The 19,934-nt window shown below is 68.7% G+C and carries 17 protein-coding genes; 6 read left to right on the top strand and 11 right to left on the bottom strand.

Annotated elements, in window-relative coordinates:
• Window positions 1-108: 108 nt before the first annotated feature.
• Both DMH03_RS07675 and pcp read left to right on the top strand, forming a co-directional pair.
• On the top strand, window positions 109-1,524 hold the full coding sequence (locus DMH03_RS07675; protein WP_125791216.1) for a M1 family metallopeptidase: 1,416 nt from the start codon (window positions 109-111) through the stop codon (window positions 1,522-1,524).
• 26 nt (window positions 1,525-1,550) lie between these two features.
• Window positions 1,551-2,186 (top strand): pyroglutamyl-peptidase I, encoded by a 636-nt coding sequence (pcp, locus tag DMH03_RS07670; protein WP_125791215.1) that lies wholly within the window; start codon window positions 1,551-1,553, stop codon window positions 2,184-2,186.
• Here the strand turns inward: pcp and DMH03_RS07665 are convergent, their stop codons facing one another.
• Entirely contained in the window at window positions 2,187-3,959 is a 1,773-nt protein-coding gene (locus DMH03_RS07665; RefSeq protein WP_125791214.1) for an Hsp70 family protein, read from the bottom strand.
• A 344-nt stretch (window positions 3,960-4,303) separates the two neighbouring features.
• A complete protein-coding gene (locus DMH03_RS07660) occupies window positions 4,304-6,862 on the bottom strand; it encodes an ATP-dependent Clp protease ATP-binding subunit (protein ID WP_125791213.1) in 2,559 nt (852 codons plus the stop codon).
• Between the two features lie 405 nt (window positions 6,863-7,267).
• Here DMH03_RS07660 and DMH03_RS07655 point away from each other — a divergent pair, with 405 nt between their 5' ends.
• Window positions 7,268-8,026, top strand: a complete 759-nt coding sequence (locus tag DMH03_RS07655) for a (2Fe-2S)-binding protein (RefSeq protein ID WP_125791595.1) — start codon at window positions 7,268-7,270, stop codon at window positions 8,024-8,026.
• On the opposite strand, the gene DMH03_RS07650 is transcribed toward DMH03_RS07655, so the two are convergent.
• A complete protein-coding gene (locus DMH03_RS07650; RefSeq protein ID WP_125791212.1) occupies window positions 8,023-8,604 on the bottom strand; it encodes a TIGR03086 family metal-binding protein in 582 nt (193 codons plus the stop codon). The two genes, DMH03_RS07655 and DMH03_RS07650, sit on opposite strands and share 4 nt — an antisense overlap.
• 66 nt (window positions 8,605-8,670) lie before the next feature.
• On the opposite strand from DMH03_RS07650, the gene DMH03_RS07645 reads away from it, so the two are divergent.
• On the top strand, window positions 8,671-9,510 hold the full coding sequence (locus DMH03_RS07645; RefSeq protein WP_125791211.1) for a helix-turn-helix domain-containing protein: 840 nt from the start codon (window positions 8,671-8,673) through the stop codon (window positions 9,508-9,510).
• A 6-nt stretch (window positions 9,511-9,516) separates the two neighbouring features.
• Here DMH03_RS07645 and DMH03_RS07640 read toward each other — a convergent pair whose 3' ends face one another.
• Both DMH03_RS07640 and lysS read right to left on the bottom strand, forming a co-directional pair.
• A complete protein-coding gene (locus tag DMH03_RS07640; protein ID WP_005165380.1) occupies window positions 9,517-9,870 on the bottom strand; it encodes an Lsr2 family protein in 354 nt (117 codons plus the stop codon).
• Between the two features lie 151 nt (window positions 9,871-10,021).
• Window positions 10,022-11,533, bottom strand: coding sequence for a lysine--tRNA ligase (gene lysS / locus DMH03_RS07635; protein WP_125791210.1), 1,512 nt, complete (start codon window positions 11,531-11,533; stop codon window positions 10,022-10,024).
• Window positions 11,534-11,629: 96 nt separating this feature from the next.
• On the opposite strand from lysS, the gene DMH03_RS07630 reads away from it, so the two are divergent.
• Both DMH03_RS07630 and DMH03_RS07625 read left to right on the top strand, forming a co-directional pair.
• Complete coding sequence (locus DMH03_RS07630; RefSeq protein ID WP_125791209.1) at window positions 11,630-12,403, top strand: class I SAM-dependent methyltransferase; 774 nt, start codon at window positions 11,630-11,632, stop codon at window positions 12,401-12,403.
• Complete coding sequence (locus DMH03_RS07625; RefSeq protein WP_125791208.1) at window positions 12,400-13,161, top strand: class I SAM-dependent methyltransferase; 762 nt, start codon at window positions 12,400-12,402, stop codon at window positions 13,159-13,161. Before DMH03_RS07630 ends, DMH03_RS07625 begins: the two co-directional genes overlap by 4 nt.
• Before the next feature lie 116 nt (window positions 13,162-13,277).
• Here DMH03_RS07625 and DMH03_RS07620 read toward each other — a convergent pair whose 3' ends face one another.
• The 6 genes from DMH03_RS07620 to DMH03_RS07595 all read right to left on the bottom strand — a co-directional run bounded on the left by DMH03_RS07620 (window position 13,278) and on the right by DMH03_RS07595 (window position 19,867).
• A complete protein-coding gene (locus DMH03_RS07620; RefSeq protein ID WP_125791207.1) occupies window positions 13,278-14,066 on the bottom strand; it encodes a type III pantothenate kinase in 789 nt (262 codons plus the stop codon).
• 4 nt (window positions 14,067-14,070) lie between these two features.
• Entirely contained in the window at window positions 14,071-14,565 is a 495-nt protein-coding gene (gene panD, locus DMH03_RS07615; RefSeq protein WP_125683507.1) for an aspartate 1-decarboxylase, read from the bottom strand.
• Window positions 14,566-14,577: 12 nt separating this feature from the next.
• Entirely contained in the window at window positions 14,578-15,486 is a 909-nt protein-coding gene (panC, locus tag DMH03_RS07610; protein WP_125791206.1) for a pantoate--beta-alanine ligase, read from the bottom strand.
• Window positions 15,483-16,397, bottom strand: a complete 915-nt coding sequence (locus tag DMH03_RS07605) for a Rossmann-like and DUF2520 domain-containing protein (protein ID WP_125791205.1) — start codon at window positions 16,395-16,397, stop codon at window positions 15,483-15,485. The genes panC and DMH03_RS07605 overlap by 4 nt, the downstream gene beginning before the upstream one ends.
• A gap of 147 nt (window positions 16,398-16,544) precedes the next feature.
• Window positions 16,545-17,714: a PrsW family intramembrane metalloprotease gene (locus DMH03_RS07600; RefSeq protein ID WP_125791204.1), complete on the bottom strand. Its 1,170-nt coding sequence runs from the start codon at window positions 17,712-17,714 to the stop codon at window positions 16,545-16,547.
• A gap of 122 nt (window positions 17,715-17,836) precedes the next feature.
• Complete coding sequence (locus DMH03_RS07595; protein WP_125791203.1) at window positions 17,837-19,867, bottom strand: DUF6779 domain-containing protein; 2,031 nt, start codon at window positions 19,865-19,867, stop codon at window positions 17,837-17,839.
• Window positions 19,868-19,934 lie beyond the last annotated feature (67 nt).

The following is a 19,934-nucleotide window of genomic DNA, read 5'->3' as shown; positions in this document are numbered from 1 at the left end:
GCGACGGAAGTGGGGATTATCCGGGCACGAAGGATCTTTCCGGGCGGACGGCCGAGGTCACGGCGCTACGTTCGTGATCGAGTCACAGCCGATCGACTGGGAGCGCGAATGAGGTACCGGAGTGCGGCCGTCATCGCCGCCGTTCTGGCCGCGAGTGTCCTCGGCGGCGGGACCGCCGTCGCCGACACCGGGAAACCCGGCGCCGACGGCGCGGGCGACGGCTACTACCCGCAGGACGGCAACGGCGGCTACGACGTCGGCGACTACAACCTGAAAATCGGCTACGAGCCCGCCACCAAGCAGCTCACCGGCTTCCAGACGATCACCGGCCGGACCACCCAGGCGCTGAGTTCGTTCAACCTCGACCTGCGCGGGCTCACCGTCGACTCGGTCAAGGTCAACGGGCGAAAGGCGACCTTCACCCGCACCGGTGACCACGAACTCGTGATCACCCCGGCGCGGTCGCTGCGGAACCACGAGCGGTTCACCGCCGAGATCGCCTACCACGGCGTCCCGCAGCCGATCGAGGATCCGTCGCTGGGCGAGAACGGCTGGCAGTACGCGAAATCCGGCGGCGCGTTCGTCGCGGGCGAGCCGAAGTCCGCGACCACCTGGTACCCGGTCAACGACACCCCGCGGGACAAGGCGACCTTCCACCTCGCGGTCACCGTTCCCTCGGAATGGGGCGTCATCTCGAACGGCCGCGAGCGCGGGCGGTTCGCTTCGGGGAAGAACACCACGTACGCCTGGGCCGAAGAGACCCCGGCCGTGCCGTACATGACGACGGTCGCGATCGACAAATGGGAGTTCGAGCGGACGAAGCTGTCCGACGGCACCCCGGTCGTCAACGCCTACGCCCCCGGCACCCCCGCGGCGACGAAGCAGGCCGAGGCGCGGCTGCCGGAGATCATCGACTTCCTGGCGTCGAAGTTCGGGCGCTACCCGGTGGACGCGGCGGGCGGCATCTTCCTCGCCGAACCGATCGGCTTCTCCCTGGAGACGCTGAGCAGGCCGATCTACTCGGGCGCGGCGGGCAACGTCCCGACGATCGTGCACGAGAACGCCCACCAGTGGTGGGGCGACTCGGTCGCCGTCGACAAGTGGAAGGACGTCTGCCTCAACGAATGCTTCGCCTCGTACGCGGAATGGCTTTGGTCCGAGGCGAAGTCGGGGCAGGACCTCAAGGCGCGCTACCTGACCGCCGTGCGGAAGGCGACGGACCGGTTCTGGGCCGGGAAACTGTACGACATGGGGCCCGGCAACGAGTTCACATACGTCTACTCGAAGGGCCCGGTGGCGCTGCACGCGCTGAAGAACTACATCGGCGCGGCGCCGTTCGACCGCATCCTGAAGACGTGGCCCGCCATCCACCGCGACGGCAACGCGAGCCTGCCGGAGTTCCAGAAGTTCGCCGAACGCGTCGCGCACAAGGACCTCCAGGGCTTCTTCGACGCGTGGTTCTACGGCAGCACCAAACCGGCGCCCGAGTTCCTCTACCCCGGGGACCTCAAGCCCGCTGCCTGACCGTCGTCACACGTTAGGGTGAGGGCATGACGTCAGTGCTCCTCACCGGTTTCGAACCGTTCGGCGGTGAGCGGGTGAACCCGTCGTTGCAGGCGGTTTCCCTGCTCACCGGCCGTCGGCACGACGCCGTGGCCGTCGAACTGCCGTGCGTGTTCTCGCGTTCGCTGGTCACCTTGCGCGACGCGATCGACGAGTACCGGCCGGAACTGGTGATCTGCGTCGGACAGGCGGGCGGCCGCGCCGGCGTCACCCCGGAACGCGTCGCGATCAACCTGATCGACGCCCGCATCCCGGACAACGCGGGCTCACAACCCGTCGACGTCCCGGTGATCCCCGGCGGGCCCAACGCGTACTTCACCACTCTGCCGGTGAAAGCGTGTGTCGCGGGGATCGAGCACGCCGGACTTCCCGCGTCGGTCTCGCACACCGCCGGGACATACGTGTGCAACCAGGTCTTCTACGGGCTGATGCACTTGCTGGACAACGACTTTCCCGGTGTACGCGGCGGTTTCGTGCACGTGCCGTACACGCCGGAACAGGCCGCGCGGACGACCGCGCCGAGCCTGGCCGTGCACCGTGCGGCGGAGGCACTGGAGATCATCGTGGACACCGCGCTTTCGGTGACCGAGGATCTCGCGACCCCGGCGGGCACCCTGCACTGATCAGGGCTTGAGCTGTGCGGTGAAGAACTCGACCATCTCCGCGGTCGTGCGCGAGGTGCCGTCGCTGCGCGTCGATACGAGCATCGCGCTCAACGGCGCGTCTTCGGTCCCGAAGAGCACGATGCCGCTTCGCTTGCCCGCGCCCGCCAAGTAGCGCCCATGGAGCCCGTCGGCCGCCCAAGTGCCCTCCACGGGCTTGCCCTTGGTCATCCGCTGCCGGACGCCGTCCTCCAGACCGGTCATCGCGACGCCCTGGTAGTAGTTGATCGCGTTCGACGCCTTGTCGCCGGAGAACACACAGGTGACCGCCGACGACGCCCCCACCGTGGCGGCCGCGTCCGGCGCCTCCCGGCAGTCGTCCCCCTTCGGGACGACCGCGGCGATCCGGCGGAGGCAGTCCGTGAAGCCCTGCGCGTCCTTCGTCCCCGGCTGATCGCAGCTCACCGGTTTCGCCGGGGCCGGTCCGGCGACCGGCGCTTCCTCGTCGCCGGTGAGCAGGACGATCGTCGTCACTATCGCCGCGAGGGCGAGCACGATGACGCCGTACGTCGTGGGCTTCTGCCAGCTCCGGCCCGGCGGGGGTGGAGGCGGCGTCCAGCGCGGCGGCTGCGGGCGGCGCGGCTGTTGTTGCATGGGTTGTGGCTGCACGGGCTGTTGCCGCACCGGCGGCGCGACCGGCGCGAAGGCGGGCACGGTCAGCTGGGAATCCTCGCCGCCCGCGGGCACGTGGTGCAGCCCGAACGCGACCGCCGTCTCCGGCTGATCCTGCGTGGTCGGCGCGATCCTGAGCTGATTCGCCAGCAGGCTCGCCAGCAACGGCATCCGGCTCGGCCCGCCGACGAGGTAGACGCCGCCGAGCCGGTCCGGCGACAGCCCGGCGCGGCGAATCGTGGTGGCCAGCAGCTCGGCGCTGCGCAGGAAACTCGGCCGGACGAGCGCTTCGAGCTCCGTCCGCGTCACCCGCACGTCGCCGAACGGCTCCGGCATCGGGATCTCGGTCTGCTGGTGCCGGGACAGGCTTTCCTTGGCGTCGCGGACATCCTGCAGCAACGACCGGCGCGTCCGGCGGTCGCTGACCGACTGCGGACGCAGGATCCGTTGCCACCGCGCGGGTTCGGAATGCGACACCTCACGGCCGATGTGCACCAGCAGCGCCTGGTCGATGTCCAGACTGCCGAGATCGGGCAGGCCGTCCTCGGCGAGCACGGCGAACCCCTGTGCGCTGACACCGACGACCGCGCAGTCGAAGGTGCCCGCCCCGAGGTCGTACACCGCGATCGGACCGGGCGGCCGCTGACCGTGGTTGAGGGAGGCGTAATGCGCGGCCGCGGCGACCGGCTCGGGAATGAGCACCGTCGTGGGAAAACCGGCCTTGAGCGCGGCGTCGCGGAGGATCTGCTTGCGATCCGGGCCCCAGCCCGCGGGATGGGAGATCCGCACCTGCGCGGGCAGGCGCTGAAGGAGCAGCTCGGCCTCTTCGCCAACCCGGCGCAGGACCGCCGCGAAGGCGTCGGCGATGGGCAGCGTGACCTCACCGAGCTGGAGAGCGCCCTCGTCGATGCGCCGCTTCGGATTCGCCTCGAACCGGCTCGGATCCAGCCGCGCCCGGCGTTCGGCGTCGCGGCCGACGAAGACGGTGCCGTCCTTGTCGACGTAGATCGCGGACGACATCGTCACCGACCCGTCGATCTCGACGACCTGCGTCCCCCTGCCGTGGATCGAAAGCACCCCCACCGTGCTGGAGGTACCGAAATCGATCGCCAGAACGTCCACCTGACCCCCTCCCGGACCCGAAGGCATCGTCTCACGCCCCCCGATCACGCGAGTTCCGCCTCTGATCACGCGAGTTCCGCGTCCAATCACGCGAGTTACGTCCCTGATCACGCGAGTTACGTCCCTGATCACGCGAGTTCGCCATCCACGCGCGCCGGCCCTCTGTGAGGAAAAGGCGAACTCGCGTGACTAGACGCCGAACTCGCGTGATTAGGCGCGTAACTCACGTGATTGAGCGCGTAACTCACGTGATTGGGCACGTAACTCGCGTGATCGGGAGGCGCGAACGCGGAAGTGCCCGCCGCGGCAAACCCGCGACGGGCACTTCCGGAACCGACTGGGCTTTACTCGCCCTCGGCTTCACCGTTCTCTTCGGTCGAGCCGGCACCGATGCTCACCGGCGGGGCGTCCGGGACCGACGAGGGCCGGGCTTCGCCACGGAAGACGAAGTGCGCCTTGTCGTCCTTCTCGCCCTCTTCGTCGTTCCAGCCTTCGACGTCGACCAGGATGATCTGGCCGGCCTGGATCTCGCCGAACAGGATCTTCTCCGACAGCTGGTCCTCGATCTCGCGCTGGATCGTGCGGCGCAGCGGCCGCGCGCCCAGCACCGGGTCGAAGCCGCGCTTGGCGAGCAGCGCCTTGGCCTTGGGCGTGAGCTCGAGCTCCATGTCCTTGGCCTTGAGCTGCTTCTCGACCCGGGCGGCCATCAGATCGACCATCTGGATGATCTGGTCCTTGGTCAGCTGGTGGAAGACGATGATGTCGTCGATCCGGTTCAGGAACTCAGGCCGGAAATGCTTCTTCATTTCCTCGTTGACCTTTTGCTTCATCTTCTCGTACCGGTTGGCGGTGTCGCCTCCCTGCGAGAACCCGAGCGAGACGGACTTGGAGATGTCCGAGGTACCCAGGTTCGAGGTGAAGATGAGCACGGTGTTCTTGAAGTCGACCGTACGACCCTGGCCGTCGGTGAGACGGCCGTCTTCGAGGACCTGCAGGAGCGTGTTGTAGATCTCCTGGTGGGCCTTCTCGATCTCGTCGAACAGCACCACCGAGAACGGCTTGCGCCGCACCTTCTCGGTCAGCTGGCCGCCCTCTTCGTAGCCGACGTAGCCCGGAGGGGCACCGAAGAGCCGCGAAGCGGTGTAGCGGTCGTGGAACTCGCCCATGTCGATCTGGATGAGCGCGTCGTCCTCGCCGAACAGGAACGCCGCGAGCGCCTTGGACAGCTCGGTCTTACCGACACCGGACGGACCGGCGAAGATGAACGAGCCGGAGGGGCGCTTCGGGTCCTTCAGGCCGGCACGGGTGCGGCGGATCGCCTGGGAGACGGCCTTGACGGCGTCCTCCTGGCCGATGATCCGCTTGTGCAGCTCGTCCTCCATGCGGAGCAGACGCGTGGTCTCCTCCTCGGTGAGCTTGAACACCGGGATGCCGGTCCAGTTGGCGAGGACCTCGGCGATCTGCTCCTCGTCGACCTCGGCGACGACGTCGAGGTCGCCGTCCTTCCACTGCTTCTCCCGCTCACCCTTCTGGCCGAGGAGGGTCTTCTCCTCGTCACGGAGGCGGGCGGCGCGCTCGAAGTCCTGCGCGTCTATCGCGGACTCCTTGTCCCTGCGCACGTCGGCGATCTTCTCGTCGAACTCGCGCAGGTCCGGCGGCGCGGTCATGCGGCGGATGCGCATCCGGGCACCGGCCTCGTCGATCAGGTCGATCGCCTTGTCCGGGAGGAAGCGGTCGTTGATGTAGCGGTCCGCGAGGGTGGCCGCCTGCACCAGCGCGCCGTCGGTGATCGAGACGCGGTGGTGCGCCTCGTACCGGTCGCGGAGACCCTTCAGGATCTCGATCGTGTGCTCGAGCGACGGCTCGCCGACCTGGATCGGCTGGAAGCGGCGCTCCAGCGCGGCGTCCTTCTCGATGTACTTGCGGTACTCCTCGAGGGTGGTCGCGCCGATCGTCTGCAGCTCACCACGGGCCAGCATCGGCTTCAGGATCGACGCGGCGTCGATCGCGCCCTCGGCGGCACCCGCGCCGACGAGCGTGTGCAGCTCGTCGATGAACAGGATGATGTCGCCGCGGGTCTTGATCTCCTTGAGCACCTTCTTGAGGCGCTCTTCGAAGTCACCGCGGTACCGGGAACCGGCGACCAGGGAGCCGAGGTCGAGGGTGTAGAGCTGCTTGTCCTTCAGCGTCTCGGGCACCTCGCCCTTGACGATGTTCTGCGCGAGCCCCTCGACGACGGCGGTCTTGCCGACGCCGGGCTCACCGATCAGGACCGGGTTGTTCTTGGTGCGCCGCGACAGCACCTGCATGACCCGCTCGATCTCTTTACCGCGGCCGATGACCGGGTCGAGCTTGCCTTCGCGGGCCTGCACGGTCAGGTTGCGGCCGAACTGGTCGAGCACCAGCGACGACGACGGGGTGCCTTCACCGCGTCCGGAGCCGGTCTCGGTCGACTCCTTGCCACCCTGGTAGCCCGACAGCAGCTGCAGGACCTGCTGACGCACCCGGTTGAGGTCCGCGCCGAGCTTGACGAGCACCTGTGCGGCGACGCCTTCGCCCTCGCGGATGAGCCCGAGCAGGATGTGCTCGGTGCCGATGTAGTTGTGGCCGAGCTGCAGCGCTTCGCGCAGCGACAGCTCAAGCACCTTCTTGGCCCGCGGAGTGAAGGGGATGTGCCCGCTCGGGGCCTGCTGCCCCTGGCCGATGATCTCCTCGACCTGTTGGCGGACGCCCTCCAGCGCGATGCCCAGCGATTCCAGCGCCTTGGCGGCGACACCTTCACCCTCGTGGATCAGACCCAGGAGGATGTGCTCGGTGCCGATGTAGTTGTGGTTGAGCATCCTGGCTTCTTCTTGGGCCAGGACGACCACCCGCCTCGCGCGGTCGGTGAACCTCTCAAACATGTGCACTCCCTCGACTGCTGCGACGGCGGCCCGTTTCCATCGTGCTTTCACCGCGATGGATTCAGCACCGTGAGACCACTCTAGTAGCCACGCGGTCGCGCTGGCGTACCACTACGGCTGATTGCGGCCCGTTCGCGCCCGGCCCGTTCTCGGGCCGTGCGCTCTTTCATCTTCCGGTTGCCCTGCACCTTTACGTCAAGCACAACGTGCGGACAAGCGTCCGGATTCCGCCGGAAGGGCGTTGTCCGCTGAGCGCGAACACGGGTCCGCCGTGTGAATGGACACCCGTCCGGAGTACACGGAGCACATGTAAGGTAAGGCGAACCTAATGACGGGAGGGCCGGTGTGTCCCAACGCTACGCGCTCGCGTTCCCGGCGGACGGGCTCAGGGCCTCCCTCTCCAGGATGCCCGAGGACGCCCGGCTCCGCGGAGACGTGCCGGACGGGGAGCCGGACTGGGTCCGCTGCGACGATCTACTCGACGAACCAGCCCGGCTCGTGCGCTGGCGGGAGCGGCTCACCGGCTGGCTGACCGAGACGTATCCGGAGGCGACCGGAATCCCCGAGCGGACCCCGGCGAGCTGGATCCTGTCCTGGTATCTGCACGTCCCGGCCTTCGCCGGCGCGATGCTGCTGCACCACGAACGCCGCGTCCCCTCGCTGGCGCCGTCCGCGCTGGCGTTCCGAATCGGCGGCGACCGGCCGCATCCGGACTCGGTCGCCGTCCTCGGCGGCGGCTTCCACTGCCTGCCGACGGACCCGGGATCGGCACATCCCAGGGCCGTCGTCGCCCCGGACGAACGGACACTGGGCACCGTGCTGCGGGGCAGGTTCGTCGCCCACGCGAGCCTGTTCATCGACGTCTACGGGCCGATGACGAGGCTCGGGCGGCGGCAGCTGTGGGCGGCCGCCACGGACGCGCTCGACAACGCGCTGTGGTCGGCGGGACGGCTGGGCGGGACCCCGGAGGCCGAGGGCGCCGGGATCGCGGACGCCGCGCTGGTCCTCGAATCGCGGTTCCCGCCGCTGACGTCGGCGTCGAAGCTGACGTCGGCTCCGGGAGCCGACGGCCGCCGCGAGTGGACGAGAAACCGCGAAAGCTGCTGTTTCTCCTATCTGCTGCCCGCGGAATCGGAATGCGGCGGCTGTCCGCGAATCCGTTAAGGGGTCCAGGCGGGATTCCGGCCCGTCGCGCCCAAGGCGCGTTCGAACGTCGTCGCGCCTTCCGCGACGGTCACTTCGTCGCCGTACACCTTCATCGCCCGCGCCTGGTCGCCGATCTCCAGCGCGATGGCGTACACGGCGTCGGCGACTTCGGGGAGAACGGTGAGCTCCGCGCCGGTCGCCTTGGCGAGGTCCCAGGCGTGGAAGACGAACTCGTCCAGCACCATGTAGCCGGCCATCGACGCGGGCATCGGGTTGCCGCCGAAGGTGGTCTGCCCCTGCCACGCCTCGGGCGTCCCGAAGACGTCCACGAGCCGCGCGGTCTGCTTCTCGATGTCACCGAGCCATCCGTCGCCGACGAGCCCCGCGTCCGCCTCGCCGGAGGAGACCTCGGGCGACGGCGCCTTGCGCCCGGCGGCTTCGAGCCAGGGGCCCCAGTAGAGAAGGTGGTTCAGCAGGGCGCGGACGTCGTATTCGGCGCACGGCGTGCGGGCGGCGAGGTCGGTCTCGCCGATCCCGCGCAGGATTCCGGCGAATTCCGCGGCGGCGGGGGCGATCAGGGCAGCGTGTTCGGACATGGGGGTATGAGTTCACAGGAACCCGCGCACCGTCTTGAAGAAACGCGACAGGGTTAGGTTGAGGGGGTGAACGGGCACCGGATCCCGGCGGGGATCGTCAACGCGCGGCAGGCGAAGTTCAGCCTTGTGCGGTATCCGCCCGCGCCGGGGCTGCGCCCGTTCGTCGACCACCACTGGGTGCTGCGCTGGGATCTGAGCGGCCGTCCGCCCCACGAACAGGTGGTACTGCCCAATCTCGCGGTGAACGTCACGTTCTTCCGCCACGCGGAAGGTGCGTTCGGTCCCGGGAAACGACCTTTCCGCCGCACCATCGCGGGCATCGACCACGGTATCGGCGTGCGATTCCGGCCGGGGGCTTTCCGGGCATTCCTCACCGCCCCGGTCACGATGATCTCCGGCGGTTCCGTTCCGCTCACCGATCTCTTCCCCGGCGCCGGATCGGTGACGGAATCGGTACGGAATGCGACGAACGACTTCGAAATGGTCCGCCGGTGCGAGGAACTGCTCCTCGGAGGAGATCCCGTGCTCACCGCCGCGGCCAGGTCGGCCATCGAAGCGGTCGAAACAATCGCGGCCGATCCGGCCATTACCAGAGTCGGCGAGCTGTCAAGCCGAACGGGCCTGTCTCAGCGAAGCCTGCAACGCCTGTTCGCCGAACATGTCGGCGCCGCCCCCAAATGGGCGATTCAGGTGTACCGATTGAACGAGGCGGCGGCACGGATCGCCGCCGAGGATCGGCCGGACTACGCGGAACTGGCGTTCACGCTGGGCTATAGCGACCAAGCCCACTTCATCCGGGATTTCCGCTCCGTGACCGGATGGGCGCCCACCGAGTACGCCCGCTTGAACCGTGTACAAGAACAAGAAAGCCGCCGGGAACAGTTTCCCGGCGGCGTTCGAGTCTGAAAGACCTCAGTTCTTCTTGTGGTAGGCCTCCACGACCTCGGACGGGATACGTCCACGGTCGGAAACCTGGAAGCCGTTCTTGCGGGCCCAGGCGCGAATGGCCTGGTTCTGCTCGCGGTCCACGGTCGCGGGGCGGGCGGCGGCCTTCACGCCGGCGACCGGACGAATGGCGGTGCGCTTACGGCCACCCGCGCGGCGGGCGTGCTCCACATACTGGGCCAGCGCGTCACGAAGCTCTTCCGCGTTTTCCGCGGAAAGGTCGATCTGGTAGCTCACACCGTCCAAACCGAACTCGACGGTCTCTTCCGCCTCAGTGCCGTCGAGGTCGTCGACGAGAGAGACGAGCACCTTCTGTGCCATCTGTTTCCTCCTGCTGGGGGCTTACACGAATGATCTGGTACGGGGCATGCCCCGGACAGAAGACTTTGTCTAGCGACATTAATACCCGCTACCGAGACATAACGCAAATCTTGTTTACGAGAACGATCGAGGTATCTGTCACGCGGACGGGTTATTCGGGTCGGACGAGCGGGAAGAGGATGGTCTCCCGGATACCAAGGCCGGTCAGCGCCATCAGCAACCGGTCGATCCCCATTCCGACACCACCGCTCGGCGGCATTCCGTACTCCAGCGCACGGAGGAAATCCTCATCCAGGTTCATGGCCTCACTATCACCCTGCGCACCCAGCCGAGCCTGTTCCACCAGACGCTGACGCTCCACCACGGGATCGACGAGCTCGGAGTATCCGGTGGCCAGTTCGAATCCGCGCACGTACAGATCCCACTTCTCGGCCACCCCCGGCTTGCTGCGATGTTGCCTGGTCAGCGGGGATGTCTCGACCGGAAAATCACGGACAAAAGTGGGTTCGTGGAGATGATCTCCGACGAGATGTTCCCAAAGTTCTTCGACGAGTTTGCCATGGCCTAACTTTGGGTCGAGCTCCAGCTCTCGCGCTTCGGCATAGGAACGCAGCTTGTCCGCCGATGTCTCGGGAGTGACCTCTTCCGACAACGCCCCGGACAGCGACTCGTACATTCCGAGCGTGGTCCACTCGCCGGAGAGGTCGTACTCCGAACCGTCGGCGAGAGTGACCACCTGAGTACCGAGAACGTTCTGCGCCGCCTCCTGGATGAGCTGGCGCGTCATCACCGCATTGGAGTCATAGGTCGCATACGCTTCGTAGTACTCGAGCATCGCGAACTCCGGCGAGTGGGACGAGTCGCTGCCCTCGTTCCGGAAGTTCCGGTTGATCTCGAAGACCTTCTCGATACCGCCGACCACGCAACGCTTGAGGTACAGCTCCGGTGCGATCCTCAAGTAGAGGTCGAGGTCGAAGGCATTCGAATGTGTGACGAATGGCCGCGCCGCCGCGCCGCCGTGCAGCGTTTGCAGCATCGGGGTCTCGACCTCGAGGAATCCCCGGCCGTGAAACGAGTCACGCAGGGAACGCAGCACACCGGCCCGGGTACGGACCACGTCCCGCGCCTTGGGACGCACGATCAGATCGACATAACGCTGCCGGATCCGCGTTTCCTCGGCCAGCTCTTTGTACATCACCGGCAACGGGCGCAATGCTTTCGACGTGATCCGCCATGAGTCGGCCATCACGGAAAGCTCACCGCGCTTGGAGGTGATGACCTCGCCCTCGACGAATACGTGATCGCCGAGATCGACATCGGACTTCCACGCCGCGAGCGCGTCCGCGCCCACCTTCGCGAGGCTGATCATCGCCTGCAACTCGGTGCCGTCGCCTTCACGGAGACTCGCGAAACACAGTTTGCCGGTATTGCGCATGAACATGACCCGGCCGGTGACGCCGACGATCTCGCCGGTGGCGGTGTCGGCAGGAAGACCGGAATGCTTCTCGCGCACTTCGGCCAGCGAGTGCGTCCGGGGCACCTCGACCGGATACGGATCGATACCCTCCGCGATTATCCGGTCGCGCTTGTCCCGGCGCACCCGCATCTGTTCCGGCAGGTCTTCGTCGGGGCTCACGCCCTCGGATGCGGGGATTTCAGTCATGGCGCACAGCGTACGAACCCGCCGCTTCCCTACGCCAACCGGATTACCTTTTCCGAGTCCGGACCGGCCGGTTTTCTGTCCATTAACCTGGTTCGCGTGAACTCATCCACTCCCGGCATCGAACCCGAACTGCACGCCCGCCGCGCCGCTTCGTTCGGCGCGAAGGCCGCCGCCTATGCCGCCCATCGGCCGGACTATCCGGAAAAGGCACTGGCCTGGGGGCTGGCCGGCGCCAGGGGAACGCCGGAACGGGTCCTCGACCTCGGTGCGGGCACCGGCAAGGTCAGCCTGGGCCTGCTCGCACTGGACGTCGCGGTCACCGCGGTCGAACCGGACGCGCAGATGCTCGAAGAGCTCGCCAAGGCGCTCCCGGCCGTGACCCCGCTCATCGGGGCCGCGGAGCGGATCCCGCTGCCGGACGAGTCCGTGGACGCCGTGGTCGCCGGGCAGGCGTTCCACTGGTTCGACCTCGACCGGGCCTATCCGGAGCTGGCCAGGGTGCTCAGGCCGGGCGGAGTCGTTGTGGCGCTGTGGAACCACGACGACGAGTCGACGAGCTGGCTGGCGGAGTTCAACAAGCTGATCAAGAGCTCGATGAGCAGGCGCTGGCTGAGCGACTACGAATCTCTGCCGGATCACGAGGCCTTCGAACCGTTCGAGAAGGAGACTTTCAGCCACAAACAGCCCAGGACGGCGGAAAGCCTGGTGGAGACGATCGCCACCCATTCGCATCTGCTGGTGGCCCCGGAAGCGGAACGCGCCGCCAAACTGCGCGCGGCGCGGGAATTCCTCGACCGGAACCCGGAAACCGCCTCGGGGGAATTCGACCTTCCGCTCACCACCACGGTCTTCCGGGCGGGTAAACGATGACCGACTGGAAGGCGACGTTCACGGCGACGTTCGGCGCGCCCGCGTCCGCGGTCTCGGCTGGGATCTGGGCCGAGGTCTACGGCGACGAGTACCCCGCCGAACTGGACACCTACAGCTTCGTGACCCGGACCGACCTGCGCGACATCGTGGCCGGGGCACGACTGGAACCGGGCGGCCGGCTGGCCGACATCGGCTGCGGGCGCGGCGGGCCGGGCCTGTGGGTAGCCGCGCGCACCTACGCGACACTCACCGGCGTCGACATCGCGGAGACGGCGCTGGCTTCGGCGCGGCGTCGCGCGGAGGCGATGGACGTCGAGGCGACCGACTTCCAGGTCGGCAGTTTCTCGGACACGGGCCTGGAGGACGCGTCGTTCGACGCGGTGATGAGCGTCGACGCGCTGCTGTTCGCGCCCGACAAGCAGCGCGCCTGCGAGGAGTTCGCGCGGATCCTCGTGCCCGGTGGGCGCCTGCTCGTCACGACCTGGGACTTCGAAGGGCAGCCGGAGAACCGGCCGCCGCAGGTGCCCGACCACCGGCCGCTACTGGAAGCGGCCGGGTTCGACGTCCAGTCCTACGAGGAGACGGCGGACTGGCGGGCGCGGCAGCGGCGGACCGGGGAACTCTCGCTGGAGCGCGTGGCGGAACTGGCGGCGGAATCCGGCGCGGATCCGGCGAAACTGCGGGCGAGCATCGAGCTCGCGCTGCGGAACCAGGACCTGATGACGCGGCGGGTGCTGATCGTCGCCTCACGCCGCTGACCGAAAGCGTGACTCGCGTGATTGAAGGCGTAACTCGCGTGATTGGAGCCGTAACTCGTGAGTTACGTGTCCAATCACGCGAGTTACGGGTCTGATCACGTGAGTTACGGGTTTCGTCACGGGCGGGCGGAGGCGTGGTTGCGCTCGTAGACCAGCCGGAGGCCCAGCAGGGTGAGATCCGGCGCGTGCTCGGTGATCGTTTCGGACTCCTCGAGCACCAAAGGCGCGAGACCGCCGGTCGCGATCACCGCGACCGGATCGGCCCCGCCGGGCGAGAGCTCGCGCTTGATCCGTTTCACCAGGCCGTCGACCTGGCCGGCGAAACCGTAGAGGATGCCGGATTGCAGGCATTCCACGGTGTTCTTCCCGATCACCGACCGCGGTGGCACCAGTTCCACCTTGCGCAGCGCCGCGGCCCGCGCGGCCAGCGCGTCGACCGAGATCTCGATGCCGGGAGCGAACGCGCCGCCGAGGAACTCGCCCTTGGCGGAGATGGCGTCCACATTGGTCGAAGTCCCGAAATCCACCACCACACAAGCGGTGGACGGGTGCAGATGGTGCGCGGCCAGGGTGTTCACCAGCCTGTCCGCGCCCACCTCCTTGGGGTTGTCGACCAGGAGCGGCACGCCGGTGCGCACTCCCGGCTCGATGACGATCTTCGGCAACCGCCCGTAGTAGCGCGAAAGCATGACGCGCAGTTCCCGCAGCACGGCGGGAACCGTGGACAGCGCGCTGATCCCGGTGATCGCGTCCGCGTGCGAGCCGAGGAGGCCGCGCATGGTCAACGCCAGTTCGTCGGCGGTCATCCGCGCGTCGGTGCGCATCCGCCAGTCGCCGATCAGCTCCTGGCCGGCGTACAGCCCGAGAACGATGTTGGTGTTGCCGACGTCGACCGTGAGCAGCAAGGGCTCAGCTTTCGGCGTGCAGCAGCGCGTCGAGACGGCGGGCGTCGGCGGTTTCGGCGACCGGGAAGGTCATCGTGTCGTCGTCGGCCAGCGTCACGGTGCCGCTCAACAGCCCGGAACCCTCCGGCGCGTGACCGGGGTTGGCGCCCTTCTCGACGATCCGGTTGTCCGCGTCGACGAAGACGACCCGCGGCCGGAACGAGGCCGCCTCGGCGTTCTCCATCTGCGCGTACGAAATCAGGATCACCAGATCGCCGGGGTGCACCAGATGCGCCGCGGCACCGTTGATGCCGAGCACCCCGCTGCCGCGTTCGCCCGCGATCACGTAGGTCTCGAGCCGCGCGCCATTGGTGACGTCCACAATGGACACCTGTTCGCCCGGCAGCAGATCCGCCGCGTCCATCAGGTCCTCGTCGACGGTCACCGAACCGACGTAGTGGAGATCGGCCTGGGTGACCGTCGCCCGGTGGATCTTCGATTTCAGCATCGTGCGGTACATCGTGGACTCTCCTTATTCCCCTGCGTCCAGCGCGTGTCCCGGATGGTCGACGGCCGCGCCGAGCAGCACCGGGACGTTGTCGATCAGCCGGGTACTCCCCACCCTGGCCGCGATCAGCAACCGCGCTTCACCGTCCGCGGGCGCGGGCCCGAGGTCGGTTCCCCTCAATTCCAGATAGTCGACCTCGACCGCGGGGCGCGCGGAGAGGGTCTGCCTGGCGGTCGCCAGCACGGCTTCCGCGCCGTCGCGTCCGACGAAGGCACCCGCGGTGAGTGCCGCCGACAACACGATCGCGTCCTCGCGCTGTTCCGGAGTCAGGTAGACGTTGCGCGAGGACAACGCCAGCCCGTCGCGTTCCCGGACCGTCGGCACCCCGATGACACGGGTGTCGAAGTTCAGGTCACGCACCATCTTCTTGATCAGCACCAGCTGCTGGTAGTCCTTCTCCCCGAAGAAGGCGTAGTCCGGCCGCACGATGTTGAACAGTTTCGCCACCACGGTCAGCACGCCGGCGAAATGCCCCGGCCGCACCGCGCCTTCCAGCTCGTCGCCGAGCGCGCCGGGATGCACCGTGACGGTGGCCCCGTCGGGATACAGATCCGACGCCTTGGGCAGGAAGCCCAGCTCGACGCCGTCCTCCTTCAGCACTTCGAGGTCCTTGTCCAGCGGACGCGGGTACGCCTCGAAGTCCTCGCCCTCCCCGAACTGCAGGGGATTCACGAAGATCGACGTCGCGACGACCGTGTTCGGCAGTCGCTTCGCCCGGCGGATCAGCTCGCGGTGCCCCGCGTGCAGGGCGCCCATCGTGGGCACCAGCGCGACCTTGCGGCCGACGCCGTGCAGGGCACGCGTCACCTTGCTGACCTGCTCGGGCGGCTGGAAGGTGTGCAGCGTGCCTCGGGCGAATTTGGGTGTGGTCACTGGTTTTGCTGCCCTTCGGCGGGATCTGCGGGATCACTCAGGAGTTCGGTGAGCTCGGCGGCGGCCGAGGCATCCAGTAGCCCGGCGGCGTCGCCGCGCGCCAGCGTGCGCCTGGCCAGCGCGCGATAGCTCGGGGCGACGTCGGGGCCACGTTCGGCCAGCACCGCGAGATGCTTACGCACGGTGCCGAGGTCACCACGGGCCACCGGCCCGGTCAGCGCCCGGTCCCCGTGTCGGAGAACATTATCCAACGCCGCCGACAACAACGGAGCCACCAGGCGTTCGGGCTGGGCGATTCCCGCCTCCCGCAACAATTCCGCGCAATCGGCGACCAGTGTCATCAGGTGGTTCGCGCCGTGCGCCAACGCCGCGTGATAGAGCGCTCGCGCTTCGTCAGGGACCCGGACGGGCTCCGCGCCCATCTCCACGGTCAGCGCCTCACCGACGTTCCATGCCGCTTCGTCACCCTCTGTGGCTGTGACGCCGATGCTGCACGCGGCCAGCCTGTCGAGGTCTTCGGCGCGGCCGGTGAAGGTCATCACGGGGTGCAGGGCCAGCGGCAGCGCCCCGGTCTCGGCGGCGGGCGCGAGGACGTCGATGCCGTGCGCCCCGGAGGTGTGCACGACGATCTGGCCGGGCCGCAGGGAGCCGGTGGCGACGAGGCCGCGCACCATCCCCGCGAGCGCGTCGTCCGGCAGGGCCAGCAGGACGAGGTCGGCGCGGCGGGCGACCTCGTCGGGAGGCAGGAGGGGTACGTCGGGGAGCAGTTGCTCCGCCCGGCGAACCGAAGCGTTGGAAAGGCCCGAGGCGCCGACGACGGTGTGTCCGGCCCTGGAGAGCGCGGCACCGACGACACTGCCGACCCGGCCCGCGGAAACGACGCCGACGGCCAGGCGAGCGGGCCTCATCATGGCGTGCGCCAGTGGACGCTCATGGGCGAAAACTCCTCAACTCGTTCCAGTCCCGCTCGGTGGGCGCGGGTACCAGACGACGGCGCGAGGGTAACCCTCCGGCCCGTGTCTGAAACGACCCTCGTGACCAGCTTCACCTGACAGTGGTCACCCGCGTGGCGCGCCGTCGGCCAGCCGCACGGCCTCGGCGCGCGAGGTCTTGAGCATCCGGAGCAGCTCACGCTGCCGCTGTTTGGCCTCGTCGGTGAGCTTCCGGCCACGCCGCAGGAACGCGAGCTCGGTCACGCTGGCCTGGTAGCGGCCGACGGCCTTCGCCGCCTCCCGCCCCGACTGCTTCCGCGCCTGTTTCCGCCACGACCGCCGTCCGGACAGACTGGCCAGCAGCGGCACCTCGGACGGCGCGATCCAGCGCGCGTCGACCATCAGCGGCAACGCGGCCGCGACGATCCGCTGCTCGCGGCGCCGCTGCATGACCACCACCGAGAAGACCCCGATGAACAGCGGCACCATGATCAGGAAGTAGACGTTCAGGAAGGTCTTGGCGCCGCCGAGCAGCGCGGCGCCGTTCCACAGGGCGTGCAGCAGCACCGCGACCACGTAGCCGCCGATCGGCGCCAGGATCCGCAACGAGCGCACCTTGCTGCTCGCGGCGATGCCGAGCCCGATCCCGGTCATGACGGCGAACAGCGGATGGGTGAACGGCGAAAGCACGCCGCGGAGGAAGAACGCCGCGAGCACGCCGGCGCTCGTGCCGTCACCGAAGCCATGCTCGGCGAAGGCGCGGCCGAAGTAATAGATGTTCTCGGTGAAGGCGAACCCGGCCGCGGTGAAGCCGGCGTAGACGATGCCGTCCACGACGCCGTCGAACTCGATCGGGCGGCGCCACCACAGCAACAGGATGAAGGCGGCCTTCGCGGCTTCCTCGACGAGCGGCGCGGAAACCAGTCCGCTGATCTTGCTTCCGGCGCCGGTGCCGAGCAGCAGGTCACCGACGGCCTCGGCGCCACTGTTGAGCAGCAGCGCGATGATCGTCGCGACGCAAGCGCCCCAGACGAAGGACAGCAGCAGGAGCTTCGGCGGTTCCGGTTCCCAGCGGTCGACCCACAGGAAGGCCGTGACCACCACGCCGACCGGGACCAGCGCCGCGAGCACACCGATCGTCACCGCGGGCAAGCCGACCTTCTCGGTCACCGTGCCGAATACGAACAGCCCGCACAGCGCGACGGCGATCAGCCCGAGCACCGGCAGCAGCACGGTGATCGACCGAGACCGGCGTGGCCGGTCGAGACCGGGCGCCGGGGAGGAAGGCTCGCTCACAGCGGGTCACCCTACCGTCGGTACGGGATACGAGCGGGACGTGGAGCTGAAGTGCGAGGCGGTACCGGCCACACGTGTGAACGCTGTGTCGATTCACTGGCGGGTTCACCTTTCGGAGACGGTCAGTCCTCGGCACGCCGCCTGCGCCGCGGGGTGGACTCGTTCGCGCCGTTCGCCGCGAGCAGGTCCATCACCGACCGGCCGGAGGCGTGGGAACCCGCGGCGGGCGTCTCCGGACGGCTGTGCGACGACCCGTTGCGGGACGGCGCCTCCTCGTCCGGCTTCGCCCGCCTGCCGCCGTGACGGCCGCCGGAGGACTCGGAGCTCTGCCATGCCGGGGGCTCGCCCTCCGGGCGACGGCGACGGCCACCACCGGTGGGCTCCGGCACGTTCGGGGCCGGGGTGAGGGAGACCGAGGAGTCCTCCGCCGCCCGGCGACGGCGTCCGCCACCGTTCTGCGTCATGCGGACCTCTTCGGGCAGCGTCGGGTTGACCGCGGGCGGCTCCTCGGCGCCACCGCCGTGCCTCGACGGCGCCTCGGCGGCCGGACGGCGCACCGGTTCGGGCTCCGGCTGCCGCACGGGCTCCGCCCGGCGAGGCGGCTCGGACACGACCGGGATCGACATGGGGATCGAAAGCGGGGTCGGCGGCTCCGGATCACGACGCGGCTCGGGGCGCGGCTGGGACGCCGACGGCTGGGGCTGGGACTGCTGCGGTTTCGGCGGCGGCGTGGGGCGCAGCCGGTCCTGGAAGTCGTCCTTCCTGGGGAACGCCGCGCTCAGGTCGGACACCGGGCGCTCCTGCGTCCACGACGGCTTCCACTCGCCGGTGGCCTCCATCGGCTCCTGCGCGGCGGGTTTGTTCGCGGGCGGCGGCGTGCCACCGGCCGGGTGCGACCGTTCGACCGGCTTCATCCCGGGACGGGTCAGGCCGAGCTCGCGGTTCGGCCGCGGACGGTCCGGCTCGACCCGCTTGACCGGCTTCGCCTGCGCGGCGGGCTTCACCGGCGGCGTCTCCTTACGGGTCTGCTCCTCCGGGCGCTGCGCGGGCGGCCGCTGCACGGTGCCGGCGTCGAGCCGCTGCTGCAGCGAAGGCTGCTGCGGACGGCGAGGCGGTTCGTTGCGCTGGGGCTCCGGGCGCTGCGGTTCCGGACGCTGCGGCTGCCGGGCGATGGTGGGCATCGACGGCTGCGAGACCTCGGCGCGGGAGACACCCGGCATGGACGGGCGCGACACCTCGGCGGGCGTCACCGGCGGCGGGGTCTTGCGCTGAGCGTCGACCCTCGGCATCGGCCGGGAGACCTCCGCGGGCGACATATTGGGGTTGGACATCTCGAGCCGCTCGCGGCGGGCGGCGTCGGCGTCGAGCGCCTCGGCCGCCTTCGAAGCGCGGGCGTCCGCCTTGCGCATGCTGCGGCGAGTGGATTCGTCGACCGGCTTCGGCCGCTGGACCTGGTTGCTCTGGCCGTAGCCGTTGGTGCCGTTGACCTGGCCGTTCGACGGCTTGCGACGGGCGGCGGGCGGCGTGCCCGCCCGCGCGGACGCGGGTTCGAGGACGCGGTCGATCATCTCGGTCGGGCGGTCGCGCTCACGCTCGTCGACGTCGATGGTGGTGCTCTTGGCCGGCATCAGCTGAGGTTTGCCGTTGCCGTTGCCGTTCTCGGATCCGGCGCTCATCAGCTGCTTGTTGTCGAGGGACCGCATCCGGGTGGCCTGCGCGGTGAGCGCGACGCGTTCGAGGAGAACCTCGCCGCCGCCGAAGAGCGACTGGAGGCTTTCACGCAGGGCGGTCACCTCGGCTCTGAGCGCTTCGAGCTCGTCATGGGAGCGGTTCTCGGCGACCTGCCTGCTCTCCGCTTCGATCTCCAGCTCGAACTCGCGGCGGGCGGCGATCTCGCGTTCCAGCTCAAGCTCGTAGACGGCCTGCGCCTCGGCGACGGCGTCCTCGCTCTGTGACACGTGCTTGCGGTAGCGGACCGCCAGGAACGCACCGATCAAGGCGGCCCACAGCGCCGCGACGATGCCCAGTCGCAAATAGCGGAGGTCGTCGGAAAGCACCAATGCGAGAGTCGCGCCGACGGCGAGAACCAAGCCGACGACAAGCCACGGCCTACCCGCAAGGCGGCCGCGCGAGTCGTCACCCACCCCGGTCATGCCCAACACCGTACCTTCTAGTAATCCGAACGAGACCTAGTCGGTACTTCGAGCGGTGGCTCTCGAG

The organism is Amycolatopsis sp. WAC 01376 (assembly GCF_003947415.1).
Classification (GTDB): domain Bacteria; phylum Actinomycetota; class Actinomycetes; order Mycobacteriales; family Pseudonocardiaceae; genus Amycolatopsis.
This window is presented reverse-complemented; position numbering and strand designations above follow the sequence as displayed.